At 66.9% G+C, this 26234-nt stretch carries 21 protein-coding genes; 7 read left to right on the top strand and 14 right to left on the bottom strand.

Annotated features, from left to right (window positions below; translation table 11 throughout):
* Positions 1-49: 49 nt before the first annotated feature.
* Complete coding sequence (locus AS031_RS05665; protein WP_058267159.1) at positions 50-1429, top strand: HIRAN domain-containing protein; 1380 nt, start codon at positions 50-52, stop codon at positions 1427-1429.
* Between the two features lie 573 nt (positions 1430-2002).
* On the opposite strand, the gene AS031_RS05670 is transcribed toward AS031_RS05665, so the two are convergent.
* The 11 genes from AS031_RS05670 to AS031_RS05720 form a co-directional block, all read right to left on the bottom strand.
* Positions 2003-3583 carry an ABC transporter permease gene (locus AS031_RS05670; RefSeq protein ID WP_058267160.1) on the bottom strand — a complete coding sequence of 527 codons (1581 nt, stop codon included), beginning with the start codon at positions 3581-3583 and terminating at the stop codon, positions 2003-2005.
* Entirely contained in the window at positions 3580-4485 is a 906-nt protein-coding gene (locus AS031_RS05675; RefSeq protein ID WP_058267161.1) for an ABC transporter ATP-binding protein, read from the bottom strand. Before AS031_RS05675 ends, AS031_RS05670 begins: the two co-directional genes overlap by 4 nt.
* A 65-nt stretch (positions 4486-4550) precedes the next feature.
* Positions 4551-6272, bottom strand: a complete 1722-nt coding sequence (locus AS031_RS05680; protein WP_074446923.1) for a fatty acyl-AMP ligase — start codon at positions 6270-6272, stop codon at positions 4551-4553.
* The gene (locus AS031_RS05685; RefSeq protein ID WP_058267163.1) at positions 6269-7666 is read right to left on the bottom strand and encodes a cytochrome P450; all 1398 of its coding nucleotides are present in this window, start codon (positions 7664-7666) and stop codon (positions 6269-6271) included. The genes AS031_RS05680 and AS031_RS05685 overlap by 4 nt, the downstream gene beginning before the upstream one ends.
* A complete protein-coding gene (locus tag AS031_RS05690; RefSeq protein ID WP_058267164.1) occupies positions 7663-8769 on the bottom strand; it encodes a fatty acid desaturase in 1107 nt (368 codons plus the stop codon). Before AS031_RS05690 ends, AS031_RS05685 begins: the two co-directional genes overlap by 4 nt.
* Positions 8766-11399, bottom strand: coding sequence for an aminotransferase class III-fold pyridoxal phosphate-dependent enzyme (locus tag AS031_RS05695; RefSeq protein WP_218918347.1), 2634 nt, complete (start codon positions 11397-11399; stop codon positions 8766-8768). Before AS031_RS05695 ends, AS031_RS05690 begins: the two co-directional genes overlap by 4 nt.
* On the bottom strand, positions 11389-14442 hold the full coding sequence (locus AS031_RS05700; protein ID WP_058267165.1) for a type I polyketide synthase: 3054 nt from the start codon (positions 14440-14442) through the stop codon (positions 11389-11391). Before AS031_RS05700 ends, AS031_RS05695 begins: the two co-directional genes overlap by 11 nt.
* Positions 14439-14684: an acyl carrier protein gene (locus AS031_RS05705; protein ID WP_058267166.1), complete on the bottom strand. Its 246-nt coding sequence runs from the start codon at positions 14682-14684 to the stop codon at positions 14439-14441. Before AS031_RS05705 ends, AS031_RS05700 begins: the two co-directional genes overlap by 4 nt.
* Complete coding sequence (locus AS031_RS05710) at positions 14681-15634, bottom strand: NAD-dependent epimerase/dehydratase family protein (protein ID WP_074446924.1); 954 nt, start codon at positions 15632-15634, stop codon at positions 14681-14683. Before AS031_RS05710 ends, AS031_RS05705 begins: the two co-directional genes overlap by 4 nt.
* The gene (locus AS031_RS05715) at positions 15631-16770 is read right to left on the bottom strand and encodes a hypothetical protein (protein ID WP_058267168.1); all 1140 of its coding nucleotides are present in this window, start codon (positions 16768-16770) and stop codon (positions 15631-15633) included. Before AS031_RS05715 ends, AS031_RS05710 begins: the two co-directional genes overlap by 4 nt.
* The gene (locus AS031_RS05720; RefSeq protein ID WP_141688763.1) at positions 16767-17318 is read right to left on the bottom strand and encodes an SRPBCC family protein; all 552 of its coding nucleotides are present in this window, start codon (positions 17316-17318) and stop codon (positions 16767-16769) included. Before AS031_RS05720 ends, AS031_RS05715 begins: the two co-directional genes overlap by 4 nt.
* 147 nt (positions 17319-17465) lie before the next feature.
* On the opposite strand from AS031_RS05720, the gene AS031_RS05725 reads away from it, so the two are divergent.
* From AS031_RS05725 to pntB, 6 genes are all read left to right on the top strand, one after another.
* Positions 17466-18134 (top strand): 4'-phosphopantetheinyl transferase family protein, encoded by a 669-nt coding sequence (locus AS031_RS05725; protein WP_058267170.1) that lies wholly within the window; start codon positions 17466-17468, stop codon positions 18132-18134.
* 322 nt (positions 18135-18456) lie between these two features.
* Positions 18457-18663, top strand: a complete 207-nt coding sequence (locus AS031_RS05730; protein ID WP_141688765.1) for a DUF4177 domain-containing protein — start codon at positions 18457-18459, stop codon at positions 18661-18663.
* Between the two features lie 205 nt (positions 18664-18868).
* Positions 18869-19156 (top strand): hypothetical protein, encoded by a 288-nt coding sequence (locus tag AS031_RS05735; protein ID WP_058267172.1) that lies wholly within the window; start codon positions 18869-18871, stop codon positions 19154-19156.
* A complete protein-coding gene (locus AS031_RS19925; protein WP_158505821.1) occupies positions 19153-19308 on the top strand; it encodes a hypothetical protein in 156 nt (51 codons plus the stop codon). The genes AS031_RS05735 and AS031_RS19925 overlap by 4 nt, the downstream gene beginning before the upstream one ends.
* A 1419-nt stretch (positions 19309-20727) precedes the next feature.
* Positions 20728-22287, top strand: coding sequence for a Re/Si-specific NAD(P)(+) transhydrogenase subunit alpha (locus AS031_RS05745; RefSeq protein WP_058267174.1), 1560 nt, complete (start codon positions 20728-20730; stop codon positions 22285-22287).
* Positions 22284-23759, top strand: a complete 1476-nt coding sequence (pntB, locus tag AS031_RS05750) for a Re/Si-specific NAD(P)(+) transhydrogenase subunit beta (RefSeq protein WP_228379571.1) — start codon at positions 22284-22286, stop codon at positions 23757-23759. The genes AS031_RS05745 and pntB overlap by 4 nt, the downstream gene beginning before the upstream one ends.
* Before the next feature lie 372 nt (positions 23760-24131).
* Here pntB and AS031_RS05755 read toward each other — a convergent pair whose 3' ends face one another.
* The 3 genes from AS031_RS05755 to AS031_RS05765 form a co-directional block, all read right to left on the bottom strand.
* Entirely contained in the window at positions 24132-24443 is a 312-nt protein-coding gene (locus AS031_RS05755) for a 4a-hydroxytetrahydrobiopterin dehydratase (protein WP_058267175.1), read from the bottom strand.
* A 154-nt stretch (positions 24444-24597) separates the two neighbouring features.
* On the bottom strand, positions 24598-25170 hold the full coding sequence (locus AS031_RS05760) for a flavin reductase family protein (RefSeq protein WP_058267176.1): 573 nt from the start codon (positions 25168-25170) through the stop codon (positions 24598-24600).
* 2 nt (positions 25171-25172) lie between these two features.
* Complete coding sequence (locus AS031_RS05765; RefSeq protein ID WP_058267177.1) at positions 25173-26216, bottom strand: methionine synthase; 1044 nt, start codon at positions 26214-26216, stop codon at positions 25173-25175.
* Positions 26217-26234 lie beyond the last annotated feature (18 nt).

Consider the following 26234-nt stretch of genomic DNA (forward strand, 5'->3'; position numbering starts at 1 on the left):
GAAGACCGGGGCACGGGGATCGAGTCCCGCTGGCGCCTCGACAGGTCGCATGCGGATCGATGACGAAACCTGGCGACAGCTCCTGGCCCCCGACGGTACGGCTGCTGCGTCGAAGTTCCAGCGTAACTTCGTTCGCGCAGCTGTCGCCCGCGTAACGGGCACGCGCCCCAGTCTCATGCACTTGACCCTTGGACAGGCAGCGAGCGTCTTTGACTACATCGGTGAAAGCCCTGCAAAGCTCAACGCCGGCGGCCGGGGAGAGGCTGGGGTGGAGAAAGCCGGTGTGATTGCCCAGTGGACCTTGCTTGGATTGTTGCTCATGGTCGTGACGCTTTCTTCCCCTGCGGGGATACTGCTGGCTGCGGGAATTGTCGGGCTGATCTTCCTGATGCGGAAGCGGCGCAGACGCCGCCAGGCCTGGGAGGACGAGACGTGGTCGGGCAACTCTGATGTCCCTTCCCCGACCCCGGACGTCCGCACCGGAGTTGAAGTCTCAGGTACTGCCACTCCGCTTCATCCGGTTTCCGTTGAAGCGGCAACGGCGGCCTCACGGCGGAATCACGCAAAGACCCCTAAGGGAGAGCCTTATCGTATGTCGCTTGGTCGCCCGGAGTGGCCGAATGTCGAAGTTGTGGGCGAGCACGCATACGGCGAAGGCATAAGGGCTGCCTTGCGTGCTAGCGGTGCCCTGACCGCTCAAAGGAGCGAGGGTGAAGCTGAAAGTCTTCAGGTAGAACTGGTGGCGGAGCCGGACAACCCCTATGACTCGAACGCGATCAGTGTGCGCTGGAATGGGCGAGTGCTCGGCTACCTGAGCCGTGAAGACGCGGTCCGCTACGCGCAACCAGTAAGGAGAATTATTGCCAGCGGTCTTGTCGCCGCTAGCTCTGCTCGGATTTGGGCCTACGACGAGGGGAATCAACTTCGCGCCCGCGTCACTGTTGCACTGCCTGAACCGGCAATGATCGCTCCGCTCAACGAGCCCCCGACGGGCGTGAACACACTACTGCCGTGGGGATCAGGAATTCAGATCCTGAAGGAGGAAGACCATTTCGACGTTCTGTCCCGGTACGTACCATCCGAAGGTATCGGACTCCTGTTCGTGACCCTCCACAAAGAGATCTACACGTTGAAAAACGGGACCCAGCGGCCCTTTGTCGAAGTCCGTCTCAACGGAGAACGGGTCGGGGAACTAAGCAATGTCACTTCGGCGCACCTGCTTCCGCTTCTCGACCATACGGAGGCTGTCGGCGAAACAGCCCTGGCCTACGCGAAAATCACCGGCTCGGCCCTCGCCGCGCAACTCGTTCTGCAAGCCGCCAAAGCAACCGAGATCAGCACTGCCTGGCTCGTCACAGGGCCGCACACGGCCCCAAAGCTCCTCCCTACGGCAACGGAGTATGTTGTCCCACCTGCCTACGTCAAATAGCAACTGGTCGTTTCTGGCTGTCCATTTTGGCTAAGACTTAAAGCCGGGGCCAAGGTTAAATCCTGATGCCGGAAGCTGTCCTTGTGTTGCGTCTAATCGGTCAGGACAAAGAAGAAGCCGAATTTATACACTGTAGGGAGCGATCGAGGGCTTGATGCTTCTTTGGGCCGAAATCGGGGTGTGGACAATGTCCACACTTTTCGTCTCGTACTGGGCCGTACAGCCTTCGGACTGCTCCGGATTCCGCATGTTTTCGCGAGTTCCCAGTATTTGCGAGGGCTGGAATGTAGTTCGAGTCCCACCTCGGGCACAGTATGGCCGCAGGTCAGGGGCTTCTTGGCGTGAATTGTGAGGACAAAACCTGACTTTTCCGTGGTTGCCTGTCGATGCCTGGCCTGCCTGGTGCCTGACGTAGACGAGGCCGGACCTGGGCGCGCGGGAGTCCGACGGCGCCCGGCTCGCCAGCTCACGGGTCGGAGTGCACCGCTGCTTCACTCGGCAGTGACCGACCCTTGGAATCAGGCCAATTATGGGCTTGCCGAGCCGCGGCACCAGGACATATGACCCGCCGGCTTACCCCAGGTCGCGCCTCCGCATCCCGAGGTCTCCCACGATCAGCAGGACCAGGCTTGCCACGCCCATGACCCAAACGCCCGTTCCCGGGTCCACGTCAGGCAGCTGCGGCACGTGGGCAAAGGGTGACACATCGCTTACCCCGTCGGCCAGCTGCAGGGCGGGACCGAGCATGTCGATCACCACACACGCCGCCAGCAGAGCCCACGCTGCGACGAAGAAGCGTGGAAGAGCGCCGAGGAGTGCGACGGCGATCGACGCCACGAGCCACACCGCGGGCAAATGCCACATGCCCGAGCTCAGAACGCGCTCCATCCAGCCGGGATCGTCGGTCACGCCCGCGAACGTCCCGCCGAGCGCCGTCGTGCCGGCTGCAAGAACGACCGCCGAGCCGAGGAGGCTCGGAAGCACTCCCGACAACAGCCACCGGGTCCGGCTGACGGAGGCCGCGAGGGTGAGGTCGCCGAGGCCGTTGCGTTCCGTGGTTCGCACACGCTGGAGGGCGGAGACCGCGTATCCGGTGGCGAGCAGCGCGATCAGCAGCACGACCAAGCGAAGGTAGCCCTCTGTGGCCTCGGCCTGCCCGGTGCCCAGCAGCAGGCCGATCTCGGGGGTCGCCGCGAAGACCTTGGTGACCTCGTCACCTGCGAAGCCGAACACCGCGCCCACGAACAGCCCGCCGAGCGCCCACCCTGCCACGGCAGGAGCCGCCACTCGCGCCGTTGCCGTCAGCAATCCGACGAGCGACGGGCCCGCGGTGGGGCGGCCCGGTCCGCGGGTGAGCAGCGCCGAGCCGAGGTCGCGCCGGAGGCGCACTGCCATTGCGCCGGTGACCAGCAGCAGGCCGGCGCCGGCCGCGATGCCGAGCGGCCAACTCCGCTGGGTGTCCGCGAAGGGCGCAGCGTACTGGACCCACCCGAACGGGGACCATGCCGACAGCTCACCGTCGCCCACGTCGCCGGCCGCGCGGATGCCATACGACGCCGCGATGACCAGTCCTGACAGCCCAAGCGTCTCTCCCGCGGTACCGCAGACCTGCGCGGCGAGCGCTGTAACGCCGACGAAGAACACGCCGATCGCGGCAACAGAGGCTCCGTAGGCCCACGCGCCGTCGGCGGGAAGCCCGAGCAGCATCATTACTGCGGCGCACGTTGCGCCGATGAGCGCCGAGGTGGCGACCATCGTGAGGACGGCCGCGGCCAACGAGGCCAGTGTGCCGGTTGCCGTCGACAGTGCCAGCTCGGCCCGGCCATGTTCCTCCTCGGAACGGGTCAGCCGTGTCACTCCGAGTACCGCCATCAGCGCCACCGCGACCAGAAGGTACCCGCCAACCTCGAACACGACGATCCCTCCCGGGGTGTCGAGAGCGTGCCCCGGCCCGTTGATGGCCCGCAGGGCCGGGCTCGCGTCGTTGATCGCGGCGTACTGCTCGCGGTCGGCGGCCGTGGGGTACAGCGAGGCCATGCTGTCAGTGATCGCGGCAAGGAGGGCTGCGATGCCTGCCGTCCACAGCAGGATCTGCCAGCGTTCCAGCCGCGTGGTCAGGCGCAGCTGCCAGCCTGTTCCTGCGAAGGCGGTCATCGGGAGACCGCCACGGCCGGTTCCGGTTCGTCGAGTTCGTAGTGACGCAGGAACAGTTCCTCCAGGCTTGGGGGCTGGCTGACGAGGCTGGTGGGCGCCGCCGCGCTCACCAGTGCCAGTGCAGCCGCGAGACCGGACGGTCCAACGCTGAACTCGACATGACGGCCTTCGAGCCGCGGCCCGTGGAGCCCTTTGATCGCGGACAGTCCCACCACGTCACGCTCGGTGGTGGCAACGACCTTCGACACGGTCCGCTCGCGCATCTCGTCGAGGGTTCCAGTGCTGACGGCTTTTCCGTTGCGGATGATGGTAAGGCGATCGCACAGGGCCTCCACCTCGGCGAGGATATGGCTCGACAGCAGCACTGTGGTGCCCTGCGCCGAAGCCTCCTGCACGAGCTGCTGGAACACCACCTCCATGAGGGGATCCAGGCCCGACGTCGGCTCGTCCAGTATGAGCAGGTCGCTCGGCGTCGCGAACGCCGCCACGAGCGCGACTTTCTGCCTGTTGCCCTTCGAGTACGCCTTTGCGCGCTTGCGGGGATCCAGGTCGAGCCGCTCGATGAGCTCGTCCCGGCGGGCGCGGGGAGCGCGTTCTCCGCGCATCCGGGTCAGCAGGTCGATGCACTCGCCGCCCGTGAGGGACGGCCATAGCATCACGTCGCCGGGCACGTACGCCATCCGCCGGTGGAGGGCCACGGCGTCGCGCCTCGGATCGCCGCCGAGCACGGTGGCAAATCCACTGGTCTTCGTCAGCAGACCGAACAGGATCTTGATGGTGGTCGATTTGCCCGCGCCGTTCGGTCCAAGGAAACCGTGCGTCTCACCGGCCTGCACGGTGAGATCGAGCCCGTCCAGTGCGCGGAAGCGGCCGAATTGTTTGGTGAGTCCCGTGAGGGATATCGCAGCTTCCTCCTCAGGCCTCGTGCTCGCAGCCCTACGGTTGGAAGGGGTCCGTGTTGCGTGTGCTATCGGAATTCACCGGCCTCGTATCGTGCCGAGCATGCCCGGCGTTGCAGTTTTCCGCTTGTGGTGCGGGGGATGGTCCCGGAACGGACCAGGACAATATCAGCAGGCGTGATCGCGTGCACCGCGGCCACCGCCGCGCGCACGGCCAGCGCCGTGCGCGCATGGTCGAGGGTGGCAAGGGATCTTGCTTCGATCTCCGCCACCACCACCAGCCCTTCGGGCCCATCGCCGCGGGTAGGCATCGCTACAACCCCGCCCGGGCGAATCTCTGCGACAGCATCCGATACCGTGGCCTCCACGTCAGCCGGGTAGTGGTTCTTCCCCGCGATGATGATGAGGTCCTTGAGACGACCAACCAGGAACAGTTCGCCGTCGGCAAGGAAGCCGAGGTCGCCGGTGCGCAGCCAGGCGCTGTCGTCGGGGCTCTCACGAAGCCTGCCGCCGAAGATCTCCGCGGTCAGCTCATCCCGCCCGGCATAGCCACTGCACACGTTGCCGCCCTGGACCCACACCTCTCCGACGCTGCGGTCGGATACCGTGGCAAGCGACGCCGGATCGACGATCCGCACGGACTGGTCGACGGGCACTCCGCAGGAAACCACTTCGGACACCTGCTCGGCCGGCGCGTCAGGGTCGGCTGCGACCGCAACGCCCGCTGCCAGCGCCCCGCGTGAGAGACGGGCAACGCTCAAGGGTCTGCCGTACCGGTGCGCGGTGACCATGAGGGTTGCCTCAGCCAGCCCGTAGCCTGGCTGGTGGGCAAGCGGATCGAAGCCGTAGGATGCGTAGGCTTCGCTGAACTCCATCATGGAGGAGGCGCGGATCGGCTCGGAGCCGTTGCCGAATGCGCGCAGCCGTGACAGGTCCAGGCCTTGCCGCTCGGACTCCGGCACGCGCCGCACGCACAGGTCGACGGCAAAGTTCGGCACAATCGTCAAGGCCGCGCCGGAGTCGCTGAGGGCCTGCAGGAAGCGCGAAGGGCGCTGTACAAAGGACATCGGGCTCATCGACCAGCAGTGTCCGCCGCCCTGCAACACCGCACAGATGCCGTAGACGAGGCCCATGTCGTGGAAATAGGGCAGCCAGCTGACCATTGGCCCCTCGGCCATCGGGAGCGACTCACGCAACTGCGTCATCGCCACCGCGAGGTTCCGTGCGGTGACCTGCACCCCTGCAGGGGTGCGGGTGGAACCGGATGTGTATTGCAGGTAGGCGGTTCCGTCGCCGCGCACCGGACTGAAGGCCGCGGGGAACCCGCTAACAGGCGGTTCAGCGCGGTTGGCGAGCAACACGCGGATGCCGGTGCCCGCTACCAGTTCATCGACGTCGGCTGCCGCGTCCGCTGACGTGATCACCGCCGTCGGGCGTGCGTCCGCGAGCACCGCCACGAGGCGTTCATCGGAGCGCCGGGCATCCGGGGCGTACAGCGGCACCGCAACTCGGCCGGCGTAGAGGCATCCGAGGAAAGCCTCGATGTACTCCAGGCTTTGCCCCAGCATCAGCACCACGCGGTCCCCTGGAGCCGTGAGCGTGGAAAGGCGCGCGGCCCAGGCCCGCGCGGACCGGTCCAGATCCGCATAACTGAGGGTCTGGGCGGTGCGCTGGCGGCCGCTGTAAGTAAGGAAGGTGAGTGCGGGGCGCGTCCCGCCTTCGGCGGCCCAGTGCGCCACGGCATCGGCGAGCTCGGCCTGCCTGCACGGGAGATCGGTCTGCACACTCATGCCACGTTCTCCGATCGTGCGGGCACGCGCCGGCTCACCGTCGCGCGGACGGTGCCGCGCGGGCGCAGGTTGATCAGCAGCTGCGGCTCGACGGGCCCGTCATCGATGAGGTCGAAACTCAGGCGCCGGGCGAGGACGGCGGTGAAGACCTGCCCTTCGGTCAGCGCGAGCGTGGAACCGATGCATACGTGCCGGCCTGCGCCGAACGGCAGGTAGCCGAATCCGTTGCGTTCAGCCGGGGCGGCGGCCGGCCTGCCGTTTTCGTCGACGCCGGCGAGGAAGCGCTCGGGATCGAACAGCTCCGGGGCCGGATACAGGGCCGGGTCGCGGTGCATCGAGTACGTCGAAATGAACACGATCGTGCCCTTGCGGATGCGGTATCCGCCCAGGGTCGTGTCGCGCACGGCTTCGCGCATCAGTGACGCGGCGGGTGGATACAGGCGCATTGCCTCTTTGAACGCAGCCATCGCCAGCGGCAGCCTGCCCAGGTCATCAGCTGTCGGAAGCCGGTCGCCGAGGACGCGGTCAGCCTCCGCGGCAACCGCGTCGCGTACCTGCGGGTGCGTTGCCAGCAGCGCGGCGGTCCAGAACTGCGCATCGGCGGACGTTTCGTGCGCGGCCCCCCACAACGTGATCAGCTCGTCCAGCAACTGGTCGTCCGACATCGCACTGCCGTCGTCGTAGCGTGCCTGCAGGAGGGCGTCGAGAAGGTCGTTGTACTCCCCGCCCGCGGCCCGGCGCTCGTCGATGATCGCCTGGATGCGTCCGCGCACCCAGCGCAGGTCTCCGTTCATCTGCCGGTTGGCCGGCGTCGGGATTCCCAGCGGAACCGGGACCAGGGCGAACAGTGCCCGCATCTCCCACTCAAACACGCGGGTCACGGCGGCAGCGAGTTCGGCCTCCTCCGCCAGCGACCTGCTCCACAGGAGATGGCCGATCACGTCGCGCGTGATCCCTCCCATGACCGCGAGCAGGTCCACCTCGCTGCCGTCGTCCAGGCGGTCGGCGTGGCGCTGTGCCTCGCGGGCGAATATGTCCACGTAGTTCGAAATGCGCCGGGCCTGGAAGTGGGGCACCAGCAGCTTGCGCTGGACCCTGTGCAGGTCTCCCTCCACGATCAGCAGCCCGTTCCGCAGTGCAGGGGTGAATGCCCTGCGCTGGATATCGCCCTTGTCGAAGTCGTCAGCCCGGGAGACCAGCACCTCGCGGACGGCCTCCGGACCGGACACCATGACGGCAGGCTGCGGCCCGAGGCGGAAGGCTGCGACGGAGCCGTGCTCGCGGGCGAGCGACTCGAACAGCTGTAGGGGATCGCGGCGCATCGCCGGGAGCGCACCGAGCGGGTTCCGCGTGTGCAGCCCCGGCGGCGGGGCTTCCAGGGTGACGGCTGTCATGGGGCGTCCTTTCGGGCGTCGTGCAGGATGGCGGCGTTGGTAAAGGGGTTCTCACCGGGCAGCGGGCGGGGTGCCCGCCACAGGTCGATGACGGCCGCGAGCAGGCCGGGGCTCTCGGTGAGGCGGTACGCGGAGTCCGGCGGCAGCGCGGCGACGAGCCGGGCATGCGCCTTCCCGAACGAGTGGTAGGGCAGCGACGGAACCAGGTGGTGGAGCGCGTGCAGGCGCAGGCCGATCGGTCCCCAGAAGAACCCGGCGATGCGCGATGACGGGTAGTTGATCGTGTCGATCATCTGCAGCACGATGTTCGCGTCCGAATCGTTGCCGAGGTACCGGTGTGCCCCCAGCAGGCGCAGGGTGTTGAGCGATACGACGCCGACGAACAACAGGTACCAGCACAGGAGCAGCAGGACCGGGACGTGTCCGAGAACGATAAGGACTCCGAGCGTCCATACGATCGCGAAGCAGGCGAATTCCTGCAGGAACCACGAAAGCCGCTGCGACTTCTTCGGCGGATGCCCACGGTACTCAAGGTCAATCTTGATCGTCGACGCACGGGCGTAGACCCGCTCCCGGGTGGCCGGCACCAACCAGGACACAGGCGCCAGGATGCCGAACCTGATGGGCCCGAACAGCGGCAGCGCCACCGCTGCCGCGGCTACCCTGACCATCTCCCGCCGCGACAGGCGCGCGAAAGGCAGGTACTCGGCGTCGAACCTGGTGCCGTAGAGGCGCTTGCTGTGGTGCTCGGCGTGGCCCTCGTACATGAAGTAGGGGATGAGCAGCCAGAACCCGATCAGCGCGTTCCACCCGCGGCCGAACGAGCGGGTGTGCGCTTTGCTGCGGAAGTGCACCAGTTCGTGGATGAACAGGGCCCCGCGGTAGAGAGCGAGCACCGAGACGGCCAGGCCGATGATGCCCAGCCAGTGCAAAGGCGTAAAGGTGACGGCCAGCCCGAACCCCGACCAGCCGATCACCGCTGAGAGGATCAAGTCGGTCCAGTAAACCGCCATGCGCGGAGCCAGGAGGTCCTTGACCGTGGCGTAGGCGAACTGTGCGTCGAAGACTTGTGCGGCCTCCCAGCGGTCGGCGTAGGAGGTCATCGGGCGGGCTCCGCATTCGCAGCCCCGCGGGAGCCGATGCCCGCAAGCCGGAACCCGTGGCGGTCGGCGAGCAGGCCCAGGCGGTCGAGCGCATCCTGGGAGAGCGCCTCGCCCTGGCTTGCCAGCGACTGCCAGTCCTCGACGCCGGATTCCTTCGCCAGCGCAAGCAGCATGGTTTCGGCCATGCAGGCGTAGGTGATGCCGGCGGGCAGGCCGTACCGCAGGTCGAAGTCCGACCCCGCCGGCACCGTGACCATGCCGCCCGCGAACGTGGCGAGGTCCGGTCGATCCCGGGGCAGCGTCGCCGGGAGGTTCGGTGGCTGCGCGACGTCGCACACGATGGCATCCTGCGTAAAGTCGCCTGCCGTGAGCAGGGCGTGCGGCGTCGAGCTCGCCGTGATGACGACGCAGGCCCGGCGCGCCGCCGCGGGCGCGTCGTCACCAGTTTCGACGGCGGTGTCGGTCCATGCTTCGCCGGCAGGCGCATTGGCCTCCCGCAGCACCGCTTCGACGGCGTGGACGGAGTCGGCGAGGCGTGCGCTGCGGCTACCGGGGCGCCCGATGAGGAGCAGCCGGCCCACACGGCCGGCCAGGGCGACCGCGATCGCCCGCCCGATCGCCCCACCGGCGCCAATGATCGCCACAGTGGCATCCGGAAGCGGGACGTCGCGGTCCGTGGCGGCCGTGAGCACGGCCCGGACGCTCGCCGCGGCGGTGAAGGCGTTGCCTGTCGTTACCGGCACAGGCTGCTCGCCGAGGCCCATCGCGTTGCTCGTCACGATTGACGTGTAGGCCCCGAGCCCCACGATCTCGGCGCCGCGTTCGGTGGCGAGTTCGACGGCGTCGCTGATCACCGCGCAGGCGCGCGCCGCGGGGAGCGACAGAAGTTGTTCCGCCGTGTAGGGGACGCCAATCAGTTCGCCGTGCACGGTCGTTGCCCCGCCCACGGTGCCGCTGCCCACCACGAAGGGTGCGGGGTTCAGCAGCGAGGAGGCGCGGTCGAATCGCTCCAGGAGTTCGGTGTGCTGCGCATCAGTGAAGCCGTTGAGGGAGGGGTCGAAGTCGGCCAGGCTCGCCGGGTTTAGCGGGTGAACCACGAACGCGAAGCGCGTCCGGCCCGGTTCCGGGGTCCGCGACGGAGTGCGGGCGGCGACCCCGGAGGCAGGCCTGTGGAGCGCCGTGCCGGCGGACGGCCCCACCAGGTGGCCGAGCAGCGCGGCCGTATCTCCCGCGGCGACCATGGCGGCGGCGCGCTCCATCCCCGCCAGCAGCATGTCGCATTCTTCCGCGGTCACGGTGAGTGGGGGCTCCATCCGCAGCACGGTATTGCCGAACAGCGTCGGGGCCAGGCGCAGGCCCTCCACGTTCAGGAGGTAGCTGCACACCGCCATGGCAAGGTTGCCGCCTTCCGCCAGCGAGCCCAGCAGCCCCTGATCACCAGTGAGGTCAAGGTTGCCGGACAGCTCCACGCCGATCAGTAGCCCACGTCCGCGGACATCCGTGATCACGGCAGGGTACCGCCGCGCGATGTCCCGCAGGCCGTCAAGCAGTTGCGCGCTGCGCTCGGCAACGCCGGCCAGCAGCTGGGGCTGAGCCAGCCGGTCCAGCACCGCCAGGCCGACGCGGCAGGCGAGGGTGCCTCCGGCGAAGGTGGATGTGTGCCGCAGCGCGAAAGACTCGGAATGCACGTCGGAGCGGCTCAGCACCGCGCCGATCGGGAGCAGGCCGCCGCCAAGCGCCTTGGCGACCGTGACGATGTCCGGCGAGGCCTCGTCCGCGGACGCGAACAGGGATCCCGTGCGGCCAAGGCCGGTCTGGACTTCATCAACGATGAGCAGTGAGCCGTGCTCGTCGCACAGTTGCCGCAGCCCCCGGAGGTAGCCCGGTGCCGGCACCACCACGCCACCCTCTCCCTGGATCGGCTCCACGATCACGGCGGCGAAGTGTCCCGGCGCCGCGGCCAGCGCGGTCCGGACCGCATCGAGGTTGTCGAACGGCACCCACGCGAAGCCCTCGGCGGGCGCGCCGAAGTCCACCTGGTAGTCGGGGCGTCCCGTAGCGGAGAGAGCGCCCAGCGTCTTGCCGTGGAAGCCTCCCTTGGTGGCGAGGATTCCGAGGCGTCCTGTGGCCGACCGTGCGAGCTTAAGCGCGGCCTCGACCGACTCCGCGCCGCTGTTGGCGAAGGTGACGAGGTCCAGGCCCGGCGGTGCGATGGCGACCAACCGCGCGGCCAGTTCGCCGGCCGCCTCCAACACCGACGGCTGGATGAATCCTGGGGGTGAGTCCACCGGCACCCTGGCAACAGCGGCCCACATGGCCGGATCATTGTGGCCAAAAGGCAGCGCACCGTAGGCTCCGGCGAAATCGAGGCAGACCTTGCCGTTGGCGTCCGTCAGCCGCAACCCCTCGCCGCGCCGGTACGAGCGGTCCAGGTCCAGAGCGCCCAGGATGCGGCTCAACTCCGGTGCGACGTGCCGCCGGTAACCTTCGGCTCCGGATACCGGCACTGCGGTGGGAGGTGCCGAGGACCCGCGGGCCGCCAGCTTGCGGCGCACCATGTCAGCGAGGGCGGCACGGTCGATGGTGTCGAGCGGCAGAGCGGGCTCGGCGGCGGGGAGGTCAATGGACATCGGTGGCTCCTCGGCGGGCGTCGTCAGGTGTGGGTGGGGAGGTTGTCTCCAGAGCTGCCAGCAGGTCTGCGAGCTCCGCATCGGTGAGCGCGTCAAGCGGATCGTCGGCGGTCACCGCTTTAACCGGGGCAGACGCCGCCGGGTCCCCGCCGGGAGCGAGTGCACGTCCGAGTTCGTGCGGCGTCGGTCCGTCCAACAGCAGCGGCAGCGGGATGGTGAGGCCGAACCGCTGTTCGACGGCGTTGCGGAGGGTGACCACGGCCAGTGATTCCAGCTCCCACTCACCCAGCGGCACGTCGGGCGGGACGACGGGGCGGTCATCCAGCGCGGCCGAGACGAGTTCGCAGACATGTGCGGTGATCTCTGATGCCGCCGGTCCCACCTGTTCGGCGGGAATGCCGGCAGTTTCGGTGTGGTCGACCTGTGGTGTTGCATGACGGGTGCCGGATGCTGCGAGCCCGGCACTGCCCGATGCCTCGCGCCAGAAACGCCGGCGCTGCCAGGCGTAAGGCACAGGCTCCGCCCACAGGTCAGCTGGGGGCGCCAAAGCCCGCAGGTCGAGATCGAGTCCGTGCCGGAACAAACCGGCGGAAAGTGCGCCGAGCGTGTCCCGGAGGGGCGTCTGCCGGCGTGCGGCGGCGAGCACCACCACCGGTTCGGCCGGCAGCGCCTGGGCCGCCACGGCCTCGATGTCCCGCTGGAGCACCGGGTGCGGTGCGATCTCAACCACGCAACGGCTGCCCGTTTCGGCCAGGGCGGCCGTCAGTGCGTCGAGGAAGCGCACCGGTTCCCGGACATTGCGCCACCAGTAGCCGGGCTCCCGTTCGGGGTCCAGCCGGGCCGCCGTTACGGTGGAGTACTGGGGCACGCTGCCGCCGGCAACGGGCCAAGAGGTTACGGTGCGCTCGGAGGGTGCCACCGCGTCCAGGAGCGGGCTGTGGAAGGCGTAGGTGACAGCGAGTTCGCGCACCTGAATGCCCTCGGCAGCCAGTTCGGCGGTAAGGGCCGTGACCTCCTCTGCCGCGCCACTGAGGACCGTGGACCGCGGCCCATTGACGGCCGCGACCCCCACCGCGCCGGTGGCTTCGAGCCGCGCGGCCAGCTCAGGGGCTGGCAGCGCCACGGACGCCATGCAGCCGCCCCCCGCCGCGGATTCGATCCACTGGCCGCGCCGGGCGAGAATCGCGAATGCTTCGGCGCTGGTGAGGGTGCCGGCGACCACAGCGGCTGTGACCTCGCCCATGCTGTGCCCTATGACCGCGGCGGGCCGGTGCTGCCATGACATCAGCAGTTCGCTCAGCGCAAGCTGCACCGCCCCGATCGTCACCTGGTCGTGCGTAGTGGTTCCCGCGCCGTCTCCGGCCAGGCTGCCACGCAACGACCATCCCGTGGCGGTCCTGACCTCGTGCTCCCAGCGGTCCCACGATCCCTGAAGCCGCGGCACCCTGAGCAGTTCGCTGGCCATTCCCCGCCAGTTGGAGCCCTGTCCGCTGAACACCCAGATGGCGCCGGAGCGGGCAGACGCTGAGACGCGCCCCCCGCCACGCCCACCAGCCTGGACCTGAACAGCTTCAGCCAGTTCGTCAGGAGACGACGCCGACCAGGCGTACCGATGCCGCTGGGGGGTCATCCCGCGCGTGGTGCGGGCGAGGACCCCGGCCCGGTCGGCTTCGGGTTCCCGGAGGCGCCGGCGGGCCGACTCCCGCCGGGCGTCCAGGCTCCCGGCATCAGCCGCCGACAGGGCGAGGACGTGCACCGCGGAGGGGTCATCGATATCGACGGCGACCCGGCGCGTCCCCGGGCCGAGCACGACGTGTGCATTGGACCCGCCAAATCCGAAGGAACTCACCGCAACCAGACCGCCCCGACGGAGAGGCGTGCGCTGTCGCGCGATCTCCAGGGACCCACCTGCGAGGTGGAGGGCGGGGTTCGCTTGCTCAAACCCGACCTGACCGGGTATCTCCCCGTGCTGCAGCGATAGGACGGCGGCGGCGAGCCCTGCGAGTCCCGCCGCGGCCTCCAGGTGTCCGAGGGTGCCCTTCACGGATCCGACGAGCAGCGGGGTGTCGCGCTCGCCGTAGGCGGTGGAGATCGCCTTGGTCTCGATGGGATCGCCCAGAATGGTGCCAGTTCCGTGCGCTTCGAGATAGGCAACCTCGCTGGCCGATACCCGGGCATCGTCGAGCGCTGTACGCAGGAGCCGTGTCTGCGCCGCTGCGCTGGGCGCCGTCATGCCGTTTGTACGGCCGTCGTGATTGATGGCGCTGCCCAGGATCGTGGCCCGGCTCGGGCGGCGGCCGGAGCGGGCGGGTTCCAGCAGCAGTGACACGGCGCCCTCGCCGCGGACGATGCCGTCGGCGGCGGCGTCGAAAGGACGACACTCAGCGGTGGGGGAGAAGGGCAACGACGAAGCCGTCATTTCCCGGTAGGTATCGTCGAAGCCCAGGGCGACCGCCGTCACTAAGGCGAACTCGCACTCGCCGCGGCGCAGCGCACCTACGGCCAGATGGAGCGCCGTCAGGGAGGAGGAGCAGGCGGTGTCGACGGTGAGCGACGGGCCGTGCACGTCCAGGAGGTAGGAGAGACGGTTGGCGAGCATGGAGTGCGCGGTGCCTGTGCCGACATATCCGCTGAAGGGAGCCCCGCCGCGCGCCTGCGTGAACAGCCAGTCCTGGGCGTACGCACCGGCGAAAACGCCGACGGAACGGCCACGCAGGCCGTGCCAGCCGATCTCAGCGTCGGCAAGGCTGTCCCATGCTGCCTCGAGCACGAGCCGCTGCTGCGGATCTACGTCGGTCGCCTCCGCATGGCCGATCCCGAACGGTGCCGGGTCAAACTGGTCGATGCCGGAGCGGAGGCCTCCTGGCTCTCCGGTGCCCGCAGGCGCCGCAATCCGGCGCCCACCGGCCCCACAGAGCGCTGTGCCAGAGACCGACCGCCCCGCGGTGAGGGCTTCCCACAGTTGGACGCTCTCGTCGATGTTGGGTGCGAGGCGTAGTCCGAGCCCCACGATGGAGACGTCACCCTCAGTGGATCTCGTCATGTTGACACAGCGAAGTCTGCGAGCGCGGCGATCGTGGGGTGGTCGTAGACGACGGTGGGATCCACCGCCCGGCCGAGGCGGTCCTCAAGGTCCCCGGCGAGTTCGACGGCCTGCAGGGACGACAGGCCCAGCTCGGCAAGTGGAAGGTCGGCGTCGAGTTCAGTTGGGTCGACGTCGAGCATTCCGGAGACCCGGGTGGTGAGCCACGAAACGTGTGCAGCGTGGGACGTTGTGGCGTTCATGCGGCCTCCTGGGCGGTAAGTTCGTCGATCGCGTGGTCGATGGGGGTGTGCGGAACGCCGAGTATCCGGCGGGCGCGCGACCCGTCGTAGGTGACGCGCCACGTGAGGAACGGCAAGTTGTCTGGGTGCAGGAGTCCGCTCGCGGACGGCCCGGTCACGCGTCCCACCGCGCAGGCGGCGCCCAGCAGGGATGCAGGCGCTGTGCCCCGCGGCGCGCGCATCCCCACGCGGGCGGCGATGCGTTCGATGAGGTCGCGGTGGGAGAGGTTCTCGTCGACGAGCAGGTACCGCTCGGCGGTGGTCCCGCCGGCACCGTCGACGGCGGCCCGCACCCCTGCGACCAGCGTCTGCCGTGCCACGAATCCGAATCCGCCCGGCGGTGCCAGCGGGAATGCGCCGCGGCGCACCGCCGTCGCCATCCCGGACCAGGTGTTGGCGGCGGCGCCGCCGGTCGCAAGGACAGCCCCCGGGTTCAGTATGACGGCCGACAACCCGCGCGCGGCCTCCTCGAGGACAGCCCGCTCTCCCGCGCGCTTCGAACGCGGGTATGGATGCCGGGGCAGTTCGGCTGTGCAGGTCTCGTCGACGAGGCGGTCGCGCACGAGTCCGACGGCGCTCGCCGACGACATGTGCACCATGTGCGCGCCGTGGCGACGGGCGGAAGCCGCGACCACCAGTGTGCCCCCGACGTTGATGCTCCGCATCCGCGCTCCGTCGGTCGCATTGAGGCCGGCGGCACCCGCGATGTGGACAACGGCCCGGCATCCCGTCATCGCCCGCTCGATCGCCTCGGCGTCACGAACATCGCCGGTGACGAGTTCGACGCCGGGGCGTGGCACCATGTTTCGGGGTTCCTCGTGGACGAGGAGACGGACCTGCTCTCCACCGGCACTCAGGTCCGACACCACGTGTCCGCCCACGCAACCCGTTCCTCCCGTCACGAGAATCATGAGGCAACGTCCTGCCGCAGCGGCCGGTCGTAGAGAGCCCACCGCCGGACTGGACCGCCTCCGGCGAAGCGCGAGAGCAGGCCGTGCATCGCCGAGTTGGTGCCGTGCACCCACGTGGTGTGGACCGATCCGTAGCCGTTCTGTTCGACCGCCCGAAGGGTGTCGGCGAACAGCACCGGCGCGATGCCCATGGGACTGCCGGGCACCACTCCGAGGAGCAGCACCACCACACCCGACACCCGCGACAGCCGGCCGCGCAGCCGGGCCATTTCGATTGGGGTGATCCTGCCTTGCCAGACCGCGAGGAGCTCGTTGAGGTCCGGGACCGTGAGGGAGAAACCCACAGGCTCACCGCGCCGCTCCACGAAACGCACGAGGTCGAGGTCGAGGAGGGGCCGGAGCTGCCCGAACATGTCGTCGAAGACGTCATCGGGGTACGGCAGCACCTCCGCGCTCGACGCGAACGACGACGCGAACATGTCGCGGATGAGCCCGGCATCGCGGTCGATGCGCCGCCGGTTCATGGGCCGCGAAAGGAGGCCGAGGGCGCGGGAGATCCGATCGGCGCGGTCGAGCACCTCCGTGCGGGCAGCGCTGCGCTGGGCGGTGGAAATCTCGTAGCCGCGCATCTCGTCGCGCGGGGTGAACCCGCACCGTGCCAGGTGGTGGGAGACCTCGGACGGGTTCCAGGTCTGGAAAACTGCGGTTGGGCGGTCGTGCTTCTCAAGCAGTACACCGAACTGGTCACCGCTCCAGTAGTTGTACGGACCGGTCAACGTGGATACGCCGTGACGGGCCACCTCGTTCCCGGCCGCCTCCAGCAAGGCCGCATAGACCTCGGGATCGTCCACCGCGTCGAGGAATCCGAAGAAACCCGCGGATGTTCCGTGCCGTTCGTTGTAGGCGGGATGCACGGTGGTGCTTACCCGGCCCACGTCCATGCCGTCACGGATTGCCAGGAGATGGGAGATGTGCGCGTGCCGGTGGAGCGGATTGCGGCGGTGATTCATCGCCGCAAGCGTGGTGGACCGCAGTGCGGGAATAAAGCCGGGCTTGTTGGTGTGCAGGCGTTCGGGCAGGAGGGCCCAGCGGCGGGCTTCGGCGGGGCTGGACACCGCACGGATGCGGACGGTCACGCGAGAACCGAGAGCATGCGGTTCATCCGCTCGTGCCGTGCGCGGAACGTCCTCCGCATCTGCCCCAACAGGACCGCACGGTCCACGCGGGCGCCAAACGGCCCGGCGAACCGCAGGGTGTCCGTGTAGCGGCTCCCTGTGCCGTCATCCACGGCGGTATGGGTGTGGTGGAAGTACCGGAAAAAGCCCCGAACCTGCTGGTCGCTGAATTCGTGGCCCGGCGTGTAGGAATCGATGAAGGCTACCCACTGTATCGGTATGACGTTCTTCAGCCACCAACGGAAGTGGTAGGTGCCGCCCAGTTGGCCGGTCTCGGTCGATGACCAGATGACCTGCATCCGGTCGGGCATGATGGCGATGAAGTTCTGGCGCTGCAGGCAGAAGTCGATCACGACGTCGGCGGGTTGCGGGAACCACGACTCCACGCTCAATTCGCAGACGTCGTCAGGTTCTTCGAGAAGTGCAACGCCTCCGATGCGGCTGCGGCCGGCATATTCGAGTGCAGAACGTTTTTGGTCGGCGGATGCCGACGTCGGATCAGTGGCCAATGCTTCCCCCCGGGCATGTGGTCATTGCAAGATCTGTGCGTTGTGCGGGCGTCGACCCAAGTCAGGTCGATGCCACGGAAGTGACTATACGCTGTAGCCGACCCATATTTACATCGACTTTAGGAATGTTACGCATTGACTTCCCAGATGCCCCTCGCGCCCCGCCCGGCACCTGCAACGGTCCGCTGGTGGTGCGAGCCGGTCTCGGCCTTCGCGGGTGTCCCGGTCCTGCCTGCGGATGCTCACCGTATCGCCCGCCTGGCACGGGACGCCGACCGTCTGCGTGCGGTGGCGGGGACTGAGCTGCTGAGGCGTGCCGTAGCCCGCATCATCGGAGTCCGGATGGCTGACCTGCGCGTCTCGCGAAGCTGCCGGCGCTGCGGTTCGGACCAGCATGGAAAGCCCTGGTTCCCCGATACCGGCGTTCACGCCTCCCTCAGTCACAGTGGCGGGTTGGTTGCCGTGGCAGTGGCGGCGCAGCCCGTCGGCATCGACATCGAGGCGCTTGCCGCACACACGGCCGGTGAATGGGAACTCGACGAGTGGGTCCGGGTGGAAAGTGTGGTCAAGGCAACCGGCGATGGCCTCGCCGTTGACCCTCGCAGTGTCGCGCTGATGCTCGATGGAGACCATCGGCGCGTCACGGCATACGGCGAGGGCGCGTTGGACGGCGTGACCGTCGACCTGCCCGCGGTGGCCGGTGCGGTCGGTGCAGTCACGGTTCTGGGTACCGGACCGGTGGTCCTGCGACGAGGCGACCTGGGGGAGCTCGACGACGCCGAAGAATTCGGTTCGCCGCGGGCACTGCCGCTGTGATGGACTCCGCCGCATAGATTTCCATACGCTGGTGCCCCGGTAGTCCTCCAGCGCCCCCAACAAGGTGATGCGGACAAGGTTCACACTTTCCGTCTCGTACTGGGCCGGTCCTTGGGCCCCGCTTTTAGCAGGCTCAGTTCCCGGATGTCCTCGATGAAACTGGGGTCGTCGTCGGTGATACGGAAAGGGCCTTCCATGCGCGGGACTAGTCGGTGCCGCGGGACGGCGGTGTCTTTTTCCCGGTACGGGCTTCTCTAGGCATCGGCTGCAAGGCTTGAAGTAGCATTGCCGGAAAGTGGCCAGTTATGGGAGGGAACTGTTCGTGCATTACGTGGTTTTGCAGGTGATCCTCAAGGAGAAGCTTTGGGGAACGGGTTCAGGGAACCTGACCGAGTTGGAGAAGACAATCAACGCTCAGGCGGCGAAGGGTTACCGGCTCCATACGATTACTACTTCCAGCAGCGGGAGCAAGGGGCTGGGGGGCGGTGACCGCATCCAGGCGACCATGGTATTCGAAAGCCTTCAGTAGCGCCGGGCACCTCTGACGGCCTAACGGCCATCTTAAGTGTCATAGCGCCACCAACCCGACAGGGTTATCGTCCGCCCGTGTGCTGCGCCTCCGGGTGGCCGGCCAGCGGAGCAGGCATCGCGGCCGCAGTTCGGGGTGCAACTGTCACAGTGAGTTCGGGCCTCAAAGTAGACTCGGCCCCAAATCGACGAAGGGTGGGGGACTCATGGAGACGTCAGCTGCAGCAAGGACTGACAAGGTTGACGCGTTGGCGGTGGTTTCGCTCGTGTGCGCTGTAGTCGCGGTGGCCGGGCTCATCGTCATGGGCATGGCGGTCCTTGCGGTGTTCGCCGTCGGCGCTGGCCATGCAGCCCTCCACCAGATCGAGAAGCGCGGCGGCCGCGGTAGGTTGGCGGCCATGACAGCCCTGGGCTTCGGCTACGCCGTCGGCATCTTCGGTCTGGCCACCAGCATCTGGCTGGTCTTCTTCAGTGCGGTAGCTACCCGCTCATGAAGGCGCTCATTCCGCTCGACATCAACGGGGTTCTCAACCCGAAGCTCGTGCGCGCCGGCGATGACACGGACCCGCTCAGTGTGCTTAATAAAGATTCTCACGGCCGCCATGGCTGTGCTCGTGATGGGACTGACAATCACTGCATGCGCTGAGAAGGGGCCAAACGCGGCAATATTAGACAAGGCGACGCCCGAAAAGACAATCAGCGCCAGAGAAGAACGGGACCGCGCCGGAGGCCCGCGAAACACTGCCATGTATCTGGTGGAGTAAACGGCATGACCCGTTTGAATACCTCAGCGGCGCCGTCCCGGTCTTGCCTATATCTATGTCCCATAGCCGTCCCGGCCGGGTACTTGATGAAGTAGGTGCTCCCGCCGTGTCGAGTTACTCATCGTTCTGGCGGGTAGAGTGCCGTCGGGTTTGGTTGTTCCACCGGCTGGCGCGCGTTACGCCGTGCAGGTCGGGGCCTCATCCTCACCGGAGGATTCACGCTGACTAAGAGGTGAAATCCTGCAGGTCAAAGGCCTGTAGAGGGCTTGTGTGTACAGCGGCGCAGCATCTTCCATGGCCGGGATCCGCGAATGCTCCAGAAAGGACGGTTTGCCCTCCTGGATGATTTGCTGGCGGGTTCCGAAGACCCGTGCCTCGCAGAGGATTTCGGTCATTACTCGCGCTGAGTCAGAGACCCATATAAGGCTCATAGACGCCAACCCTGAGGACAAGCCATGGCCCGGACGCACGCTGAGTGGCGGGTGATCATGGCAAGTCCTTCATGGTCCACCTCCCGCGGGATCAGCAGCTCCACCAGCGCCGGGTCCATGCCGACAATCCCCTGCCGGCCCCGCTTTTTGTCACGCCAACAATTCCCAGTAGGTGCTGGTGAGACGAGGACTCGTCTGATATGTTTTTAGCAGTATTACAGATATATCAGTGCTTGGTCGGGTCCGTCCGCGGCTCGACCGCCAGCTCAATGAGGAGTGGATTGGCATGAAAGAACTCGCGCGTCGGCATAATCTTTTGGGCTCTGAGCCCGACTTCGGTGTCGCCCAGGCGGCGGCCGCATGGAAGGCCACAGATCGTCGAAGCGACGGACCGGGATATAGCGGACAGCTATAGAGAGTACTGCGCTGGCCTGGCATTCCGCGGCGGAGCCAGGCCCCCGCAGAAAATATCTACGGCAGGCGTAGCACCAGTTGCTCCGGAACGCGTCGCGGTGACGACGGCAGGCAGGCCCGCTACGACGAAATTACTGCATGCGGTCATGGACTCGGGCCAGGAAGTGCTCTGCCCGAACCCGCCTTTCCCGATCCACTAATCGCAGACTGCGTACCAACAAACTTGCAGCGCTCAGCCATGCACCGCCGCCCAAACCCATTAGCGAGGGGCGCCTGGCGCCCGCGGACTACAAACCCGGCCTCGTAGTAGCCCGTTCCAAGGGACGGGGCGGAGCTACGCAGCCTCCCGGCGTCGTCCGTCCCGACGGCGGCTGGTCTTCGTATGCAGGACAGGTCCCTAGTACTTCCCGGCAACAGAATTCCCCGGGGCATTCCACGATAAAGAGAGAGATCAAAGTGACACGTATTGGCATTGTCGCCGAGTTAGGCAGCGAGAGCCGGGTGGCGGCGACGCCCACCACGGTGAAGCGGTTGTTGGAGTTGGGCTACGAGATCGTCGTCGAGAAGGGCGCGGGGGAGTCCTCGGCTTTCCGTGATGAGGACTACGAAGCTGCAGGTGCCTCGGTGGTGGGTGCTGATGAGGCGTGGGGCAGCGAGGTGGTGCTGCGGATCAATCCACCCTCGGAGGAGGAGATTGGCCGTTTGGCAGACGGTGCGACGCTGATTGGGATGCTGGCCCCGGGTCTGCGGCCTGAGCTGGTGGAGGCACTTGCGGCGCGTCCTATTACGGCGCTGGCGTTGGATGCTGTTCCGCGGATTTCGCGTGCGCAGTCGATGGATGTGCTCAGTTCGATGGCTAATATCGCCGGGTACCGTGCCGTGATTGAGGCGGCCCATGAGTTTGGCAGGTTCTTTACGGGCCAGGTGACGGCCGCGGGCAAGGTCCCGCCGGCAAAGGTCCTGGTGGCCGGTGCTGGTGTTGCCGGGCTGGCGGCGATCGGTGCGGCCTCGAGCCTGGGCGCAATTGTGCGTGCGACCGATCCGCGGCCGGAGGTCGCGGATCAGGTCAAGTCCATTGGCGGGTCCTACCTCAAGGTAGAGGTTGAGGAGGAGATGAAATCCTCGGATGGGTACGCCAAGGCAACGTCGGAGGCATACAACCGGCGGGCAGCGGAGATCTACTCCGAGCAGGCAGCCGATGTGGACATCATCATCACCACCGCCCTGATCCCGGGCCGGCCGGCGCCAAAGCTGCTCACGGCTGATGACGTGGCCGCGATGAAGCCGGGCAGCGTGATCGTTGATATGGCTGCAGGCCAGGGCGGAAACGTGGAAGGCTCAGTGGCCGGGGAGCGGACCGTCACCGAAAACGGTGTGGTCATCCTGGGCTACACGGACCTGCCTGCCCGGTTGCCGGCCCAGGCCTCGCAGCTGTATGGAACCAACCTGTTGAACCTTCTTAAGCTCCTCACCCCGGAGAAGGACGGGCAGCTGAGAATCGACTTCGACGACGTCGTCCAGCGTTCAGTGACGGTGGTGCGGGAGGGTGAGAAGACCTGGCCGCCGCCCCCGGTGCAGGTCTCCGCTGCCCCCGCTCCCGCCGCCCAGGCCCGGTCCACGGCTGAAGAAACAAGTCCGCCGAAGAAGAAGGAAGCCCTCGGTCCTGCGGGCAAGGCGGTTTTGTTCGCTACGGGGATCGCGGCACTCTTCGGCATCAACACGGTGGCCCCGGCGCCGCTGCCGCAGCACTTCACGGTGCTGATGCTTTCTGTCGTGGTGGGCTTTTACGTCATCGGGAAAGTACACCACGCCCTTCACACCCCGCTGATGTCTGTCACCAACGCAATCTCGGGAATCATCGTGGTCGGTGCCCTGCTGCAGGTCACCTCGGAGAACCCCGTGGTGCAGGTCCTCGCGGCCGTCGCTGTCCTGCTGGCCAGCATCAACATCTTCGGCGGTTTCGCCGTGACCCGTCGCATGCTCGCCATGTTCTCGGCCGGGAAGGCACGTTCATGAGCCACCCCACCGAAGCAACAGAAATCATCTCGAGGAGCCTTACTTTGCCTGACGCCGTCTCTGGTCCGCTGACCGCGGAATCCATCGCCGGGGCGGCCTACGTCGTCGCGGCCCTGCTGTTCATCCTCAGCCTCGCCGGGTTGAGCAAGCACGAAAGAGCCAAGGCCGGTGTCATCTACGGCATCACCGGCATGGTGATCGCGCTGGCTGCCACGGTCTGGCTGACCCTGCAAGGTGCCTGGGGAACAAACCACGGCCTGACCGGCCTGGCCCTGCTCGTCGCCGCCGTCCTGGTGGGCGGTGCGATCGGGCTCTGGCGCGCCCGGGTGGTAGAGATGACCGGCATGCCCGAGCTCATCGCGCTGCTGCACAGCTTCGTCGGCCTGGCCGCGGTACTCGTTGGCTGGAACGGCCACCTTCAAGCCCCGGACCTGACCGGAGCACTGAAGGACGTCCACCACGCCGAGGTGTTCATCGGCGTCTTCATCGGAGCGGTCACCTTCACCGGGTCCATCGTCGCGTTCCTGAAACTGTCGGCCCGGATGAAATCCTCACCGCTGATGCTGCCCGGCAAGAACGCCATCAACCTCGGCGCCCTGGCCGTGTTCGTCGCCCTGACCGTCTGGTACGTCAATGACTCCCAGCTCTGGCTCCTCGTCGTTGTGACGGTGCTTGCCCTCGGACTGGGGTGGCACCTGGTGGCCTCAATCGGCGGCGGCGACATGCCCGTCGTCGTGTCCATGCTCAACAGCTACTCCGGCTGGGCCGCGGCCGCGGCGGGCTTCCTGCTGAACAATGACCTGCTCATCATCACCGGTGCACTGGTTGGTTCCTCCGGCGCCTACCTGTCTTACATCATGTGCAAGGCCATGAACCGGTCCTTCATCTCCGTGATCGCCGGCGGCTTCGGCATCGCCGCGCCTGCCAGCACAGGGGACGCAGACCAGGGCGAACACCGTGAAATTACGGCCGAGGCAACAGCCGAAATGCTCACCAACGCCTCGTCCGTCGTGATCACCCCCGGCTACGGCATGGCCGTCGCCCAGGCCCAATACCCCGTGGCCGAACTCGCACACCAACTGCGCGAACGGGGCGTGAACGTCAGGTTCGGGATCCACCCGGTCGCCGGACGCTTGCCCGGGCACATGAACGTCCTCCTTGCCGAAGCCAAGGTCCCCTACGACATCGTTTTGGAGATGGACGAAATCAACGACGACCTCGACAGCACCTCCGTGGTCCTGGTCATCGGCGCCAACGACACCGTCAACCCCGCCGCTGCAGAAGACCCCGGCAGCCCCATCGCCGGAATGCCGGTCCTCAAAGTGTGGGAAGCCGAAAATGTCGTCGTGTTCAAACGCTCCATGGCCGCAGGCTACGCCGGAGTCCAGAACCCGCTGTTCTTCCGCGACAACTCGCAGATGCTCTTCGGCGACGCCAAACAACGCGTCGAAGACATCCTCAAGGCCTTCTAGGTCCCACCCCTGTCCATCTTCCGCGGGAATGTCCTTGACCGTTACCTGGTCCGGGCACCTGCTCTCACCACCTATGAACCGAGATGAGAGACGATGATTCTGCGCCGACTGTTTCGCACCAGCAGTCCGATCAACGGGACGCGATCCAGTGAACCGGAGCCGATGCCCAAAACCGGGCAAGCACCGTTGCAGCCTGTGAGTTATATAGACGAGATCGTTGCGTCATCGTGGGTAGGACTTCACTACAGGCACGAGTTTTTGCTCCACTACAAACACGAACTCCTGGAATACCAACATGCGGTGTGTCGAACCAACATCCGTAAGACCTCATAGCGCCTCGACGCTCCCTTCGCCCCGCCTGACGGCGCGGAATCACTCCGCGGCGGCGACCCCAAGGTCCGAGGCGTGGCCGCTGATGGTGCGGGCGAGGTCGACGTCGCGGCTGGTAACTCCGCCGACATCATGGCTTGAGAGAGTGACGCTGACCTCCGGGTACGTGAGCGTGAGGTCGGGGTGGTGGTTGGCCTCCTCGGCGGAGGCGCCAATGCGGTTGACGAACTCCAGGCCGGTTGAGAACTTTCGCGTCCTGAAGGTGGCGGTGAGGGCGTCGCCGGTCAGGCTCCAGCCGGAGAGTCCGGCTTCGGCAAGCTCGGCGGTGGACAGCTTCCGTTGGGGATCAGTCATAGTGCCATCATGGCTCCGGAAGGCCGCCGTGGGCTACTACTGAAGTGCCCGCGGGAACTTGATGGGTGCTCCGATCAAACGAGGACGACGGCGGGACTACTGTCCCGCCGTCGTCCTCGGTTTGGCTTTTCGCCCCGCATTGTCGGGACTGCGCTCAGCCTTCCAGCTTGGAATGCTCGCCCAGGCGGTGCCATGAACGGTTGTGGTAAACCAGGGCGTCGCCGGGTTCGCCGGCCTGGACGTCACGCATCACGCGGGACTCCAGGGCGTGAACGGCGATGATGGTGGAGGTCCCCACCTCCATGCGGTCGATGACGGCGCAGCGCACCCAGGCGCGGACATCGTCATACACCGCTTCGCCGGTTTCAAGGGCCGACCAGCGGTGCGTCTGGTCGAAGCGGTCGACGCCGGGGGTCGCTCCAAACTTCGCCAAGCCGACGTCGTGCGCGTCCAGCAGGTGCACGACGACGGTTTCGGCGCGCGACAGCACCTCGGACGACGAAGACAGTGCCGAGACCGAGAAGATCAGCAACGGAGGGTCCGCACTCACCGACACGACCGACGATACCGTCAGCGCCACAGGCCCTTCGCCGGCGTCGGCCGTGACGACGGCGACACCTCCCGGGTGCCCACGGAACAGTGCTTTGAATTCATCGGCCGAGAGGGAGGACGGGAAGCTTTGCCGCGGAGCCTCGAGCCAGGTGTCGGTGGGGTAGGCGTGAAACACCGTTAGGACACCCGGGGGGAGCGGGCGAGTTCCTCGCGAACGATGCTTGTCCCCGCACTGAGGGCAGTCAGCTTGGCCAGTGCGACGTCCCGCGGGAACGGTGCCATGCCACAGTTGGAGCTGGGGATGAGCTTGTCCGCATCGACGAACTGCAGTGCCTTGCGGAGCGTGTTGGCGACCTCCTCCGGGGTTTCGATGGTCTCGCTTGCAACGTCGATGGCCCCGAGCATGACTTTCTTGCCGCGGAGGAGCTCGATGAGGTCGATGGGCACATGGGAGTTCTGGGATTCCAGCGAGATGATGTCGATGCTGGAGCCCTGCAGCAGCGGGAACGTTTCCTCGTACTGCCGCCACTGTGAGCCGAGAGTCGCCTTCCAGTCAGTATTCGCTTTGATCCCGTAGCCGTAGCAGATATGCACGGCGGTTTCCGCACGCAGTCCTTCGGCCGCCCTCTCAAGCGCAGCCACGCCCCAATCCTTGACCTCATCAAGGAAGACGTTGAACGCGGGCTCGTCGAACTGGATGATGTCCACGCCGGCGGCCTCCAGTTCCTTCGCCTCCTGGTTCAGGATCGTGGCGAACTCCCAGGCCAGCTTTTCGCGGCTCTTGTAGTGGTCATCGTAGAGTGTGTCCACCATGGTCATCGGGCCGGGAAGGGTCCATTTGATCGGCTTGTCCGTGGTTGCGCGGAGGAATTTTGCGTCTTCGACGAAGACCGGCTTTTCGCGGCGCACCGGCCCGACGACGGTGGGCACGCTCGCGTCGTAGCGGTCGCGGATGCGCACGGTCTTGCGCTGTTCGAAGTCGACCCCGCTGAGATGCTCGATGAAGGTCGTGACGAAGTGCTGGCGGGTTTGCTCGCCGTCGCTGACGATGTCGATGCCGCGCCGGCTCTGCTCGTGGATGGCGATGCGCAGCGCGTCCTGCTTGCCCTCGAGCAGCGCGTCTCCCTCCAGCTTCCACGGGGACCACAAAGTCTCCGGCTGGGCGAGCCACGCTGGTTTCGGCAGGCTTCCGACAAGGGTGGTGGGCAAAAGTGTGTTCATGATTGACGATTCTCCGTG

This window comes from Pseudarthrobacter enclensis (assembly GCF_001457025.1).
Taxonomy (GTDB): Bacteria; Actinomycetota; Actinomycetes; order Actinomycetales; family Micrococcaceae; genus Arthrobacter; species Arthrobacter enclensis.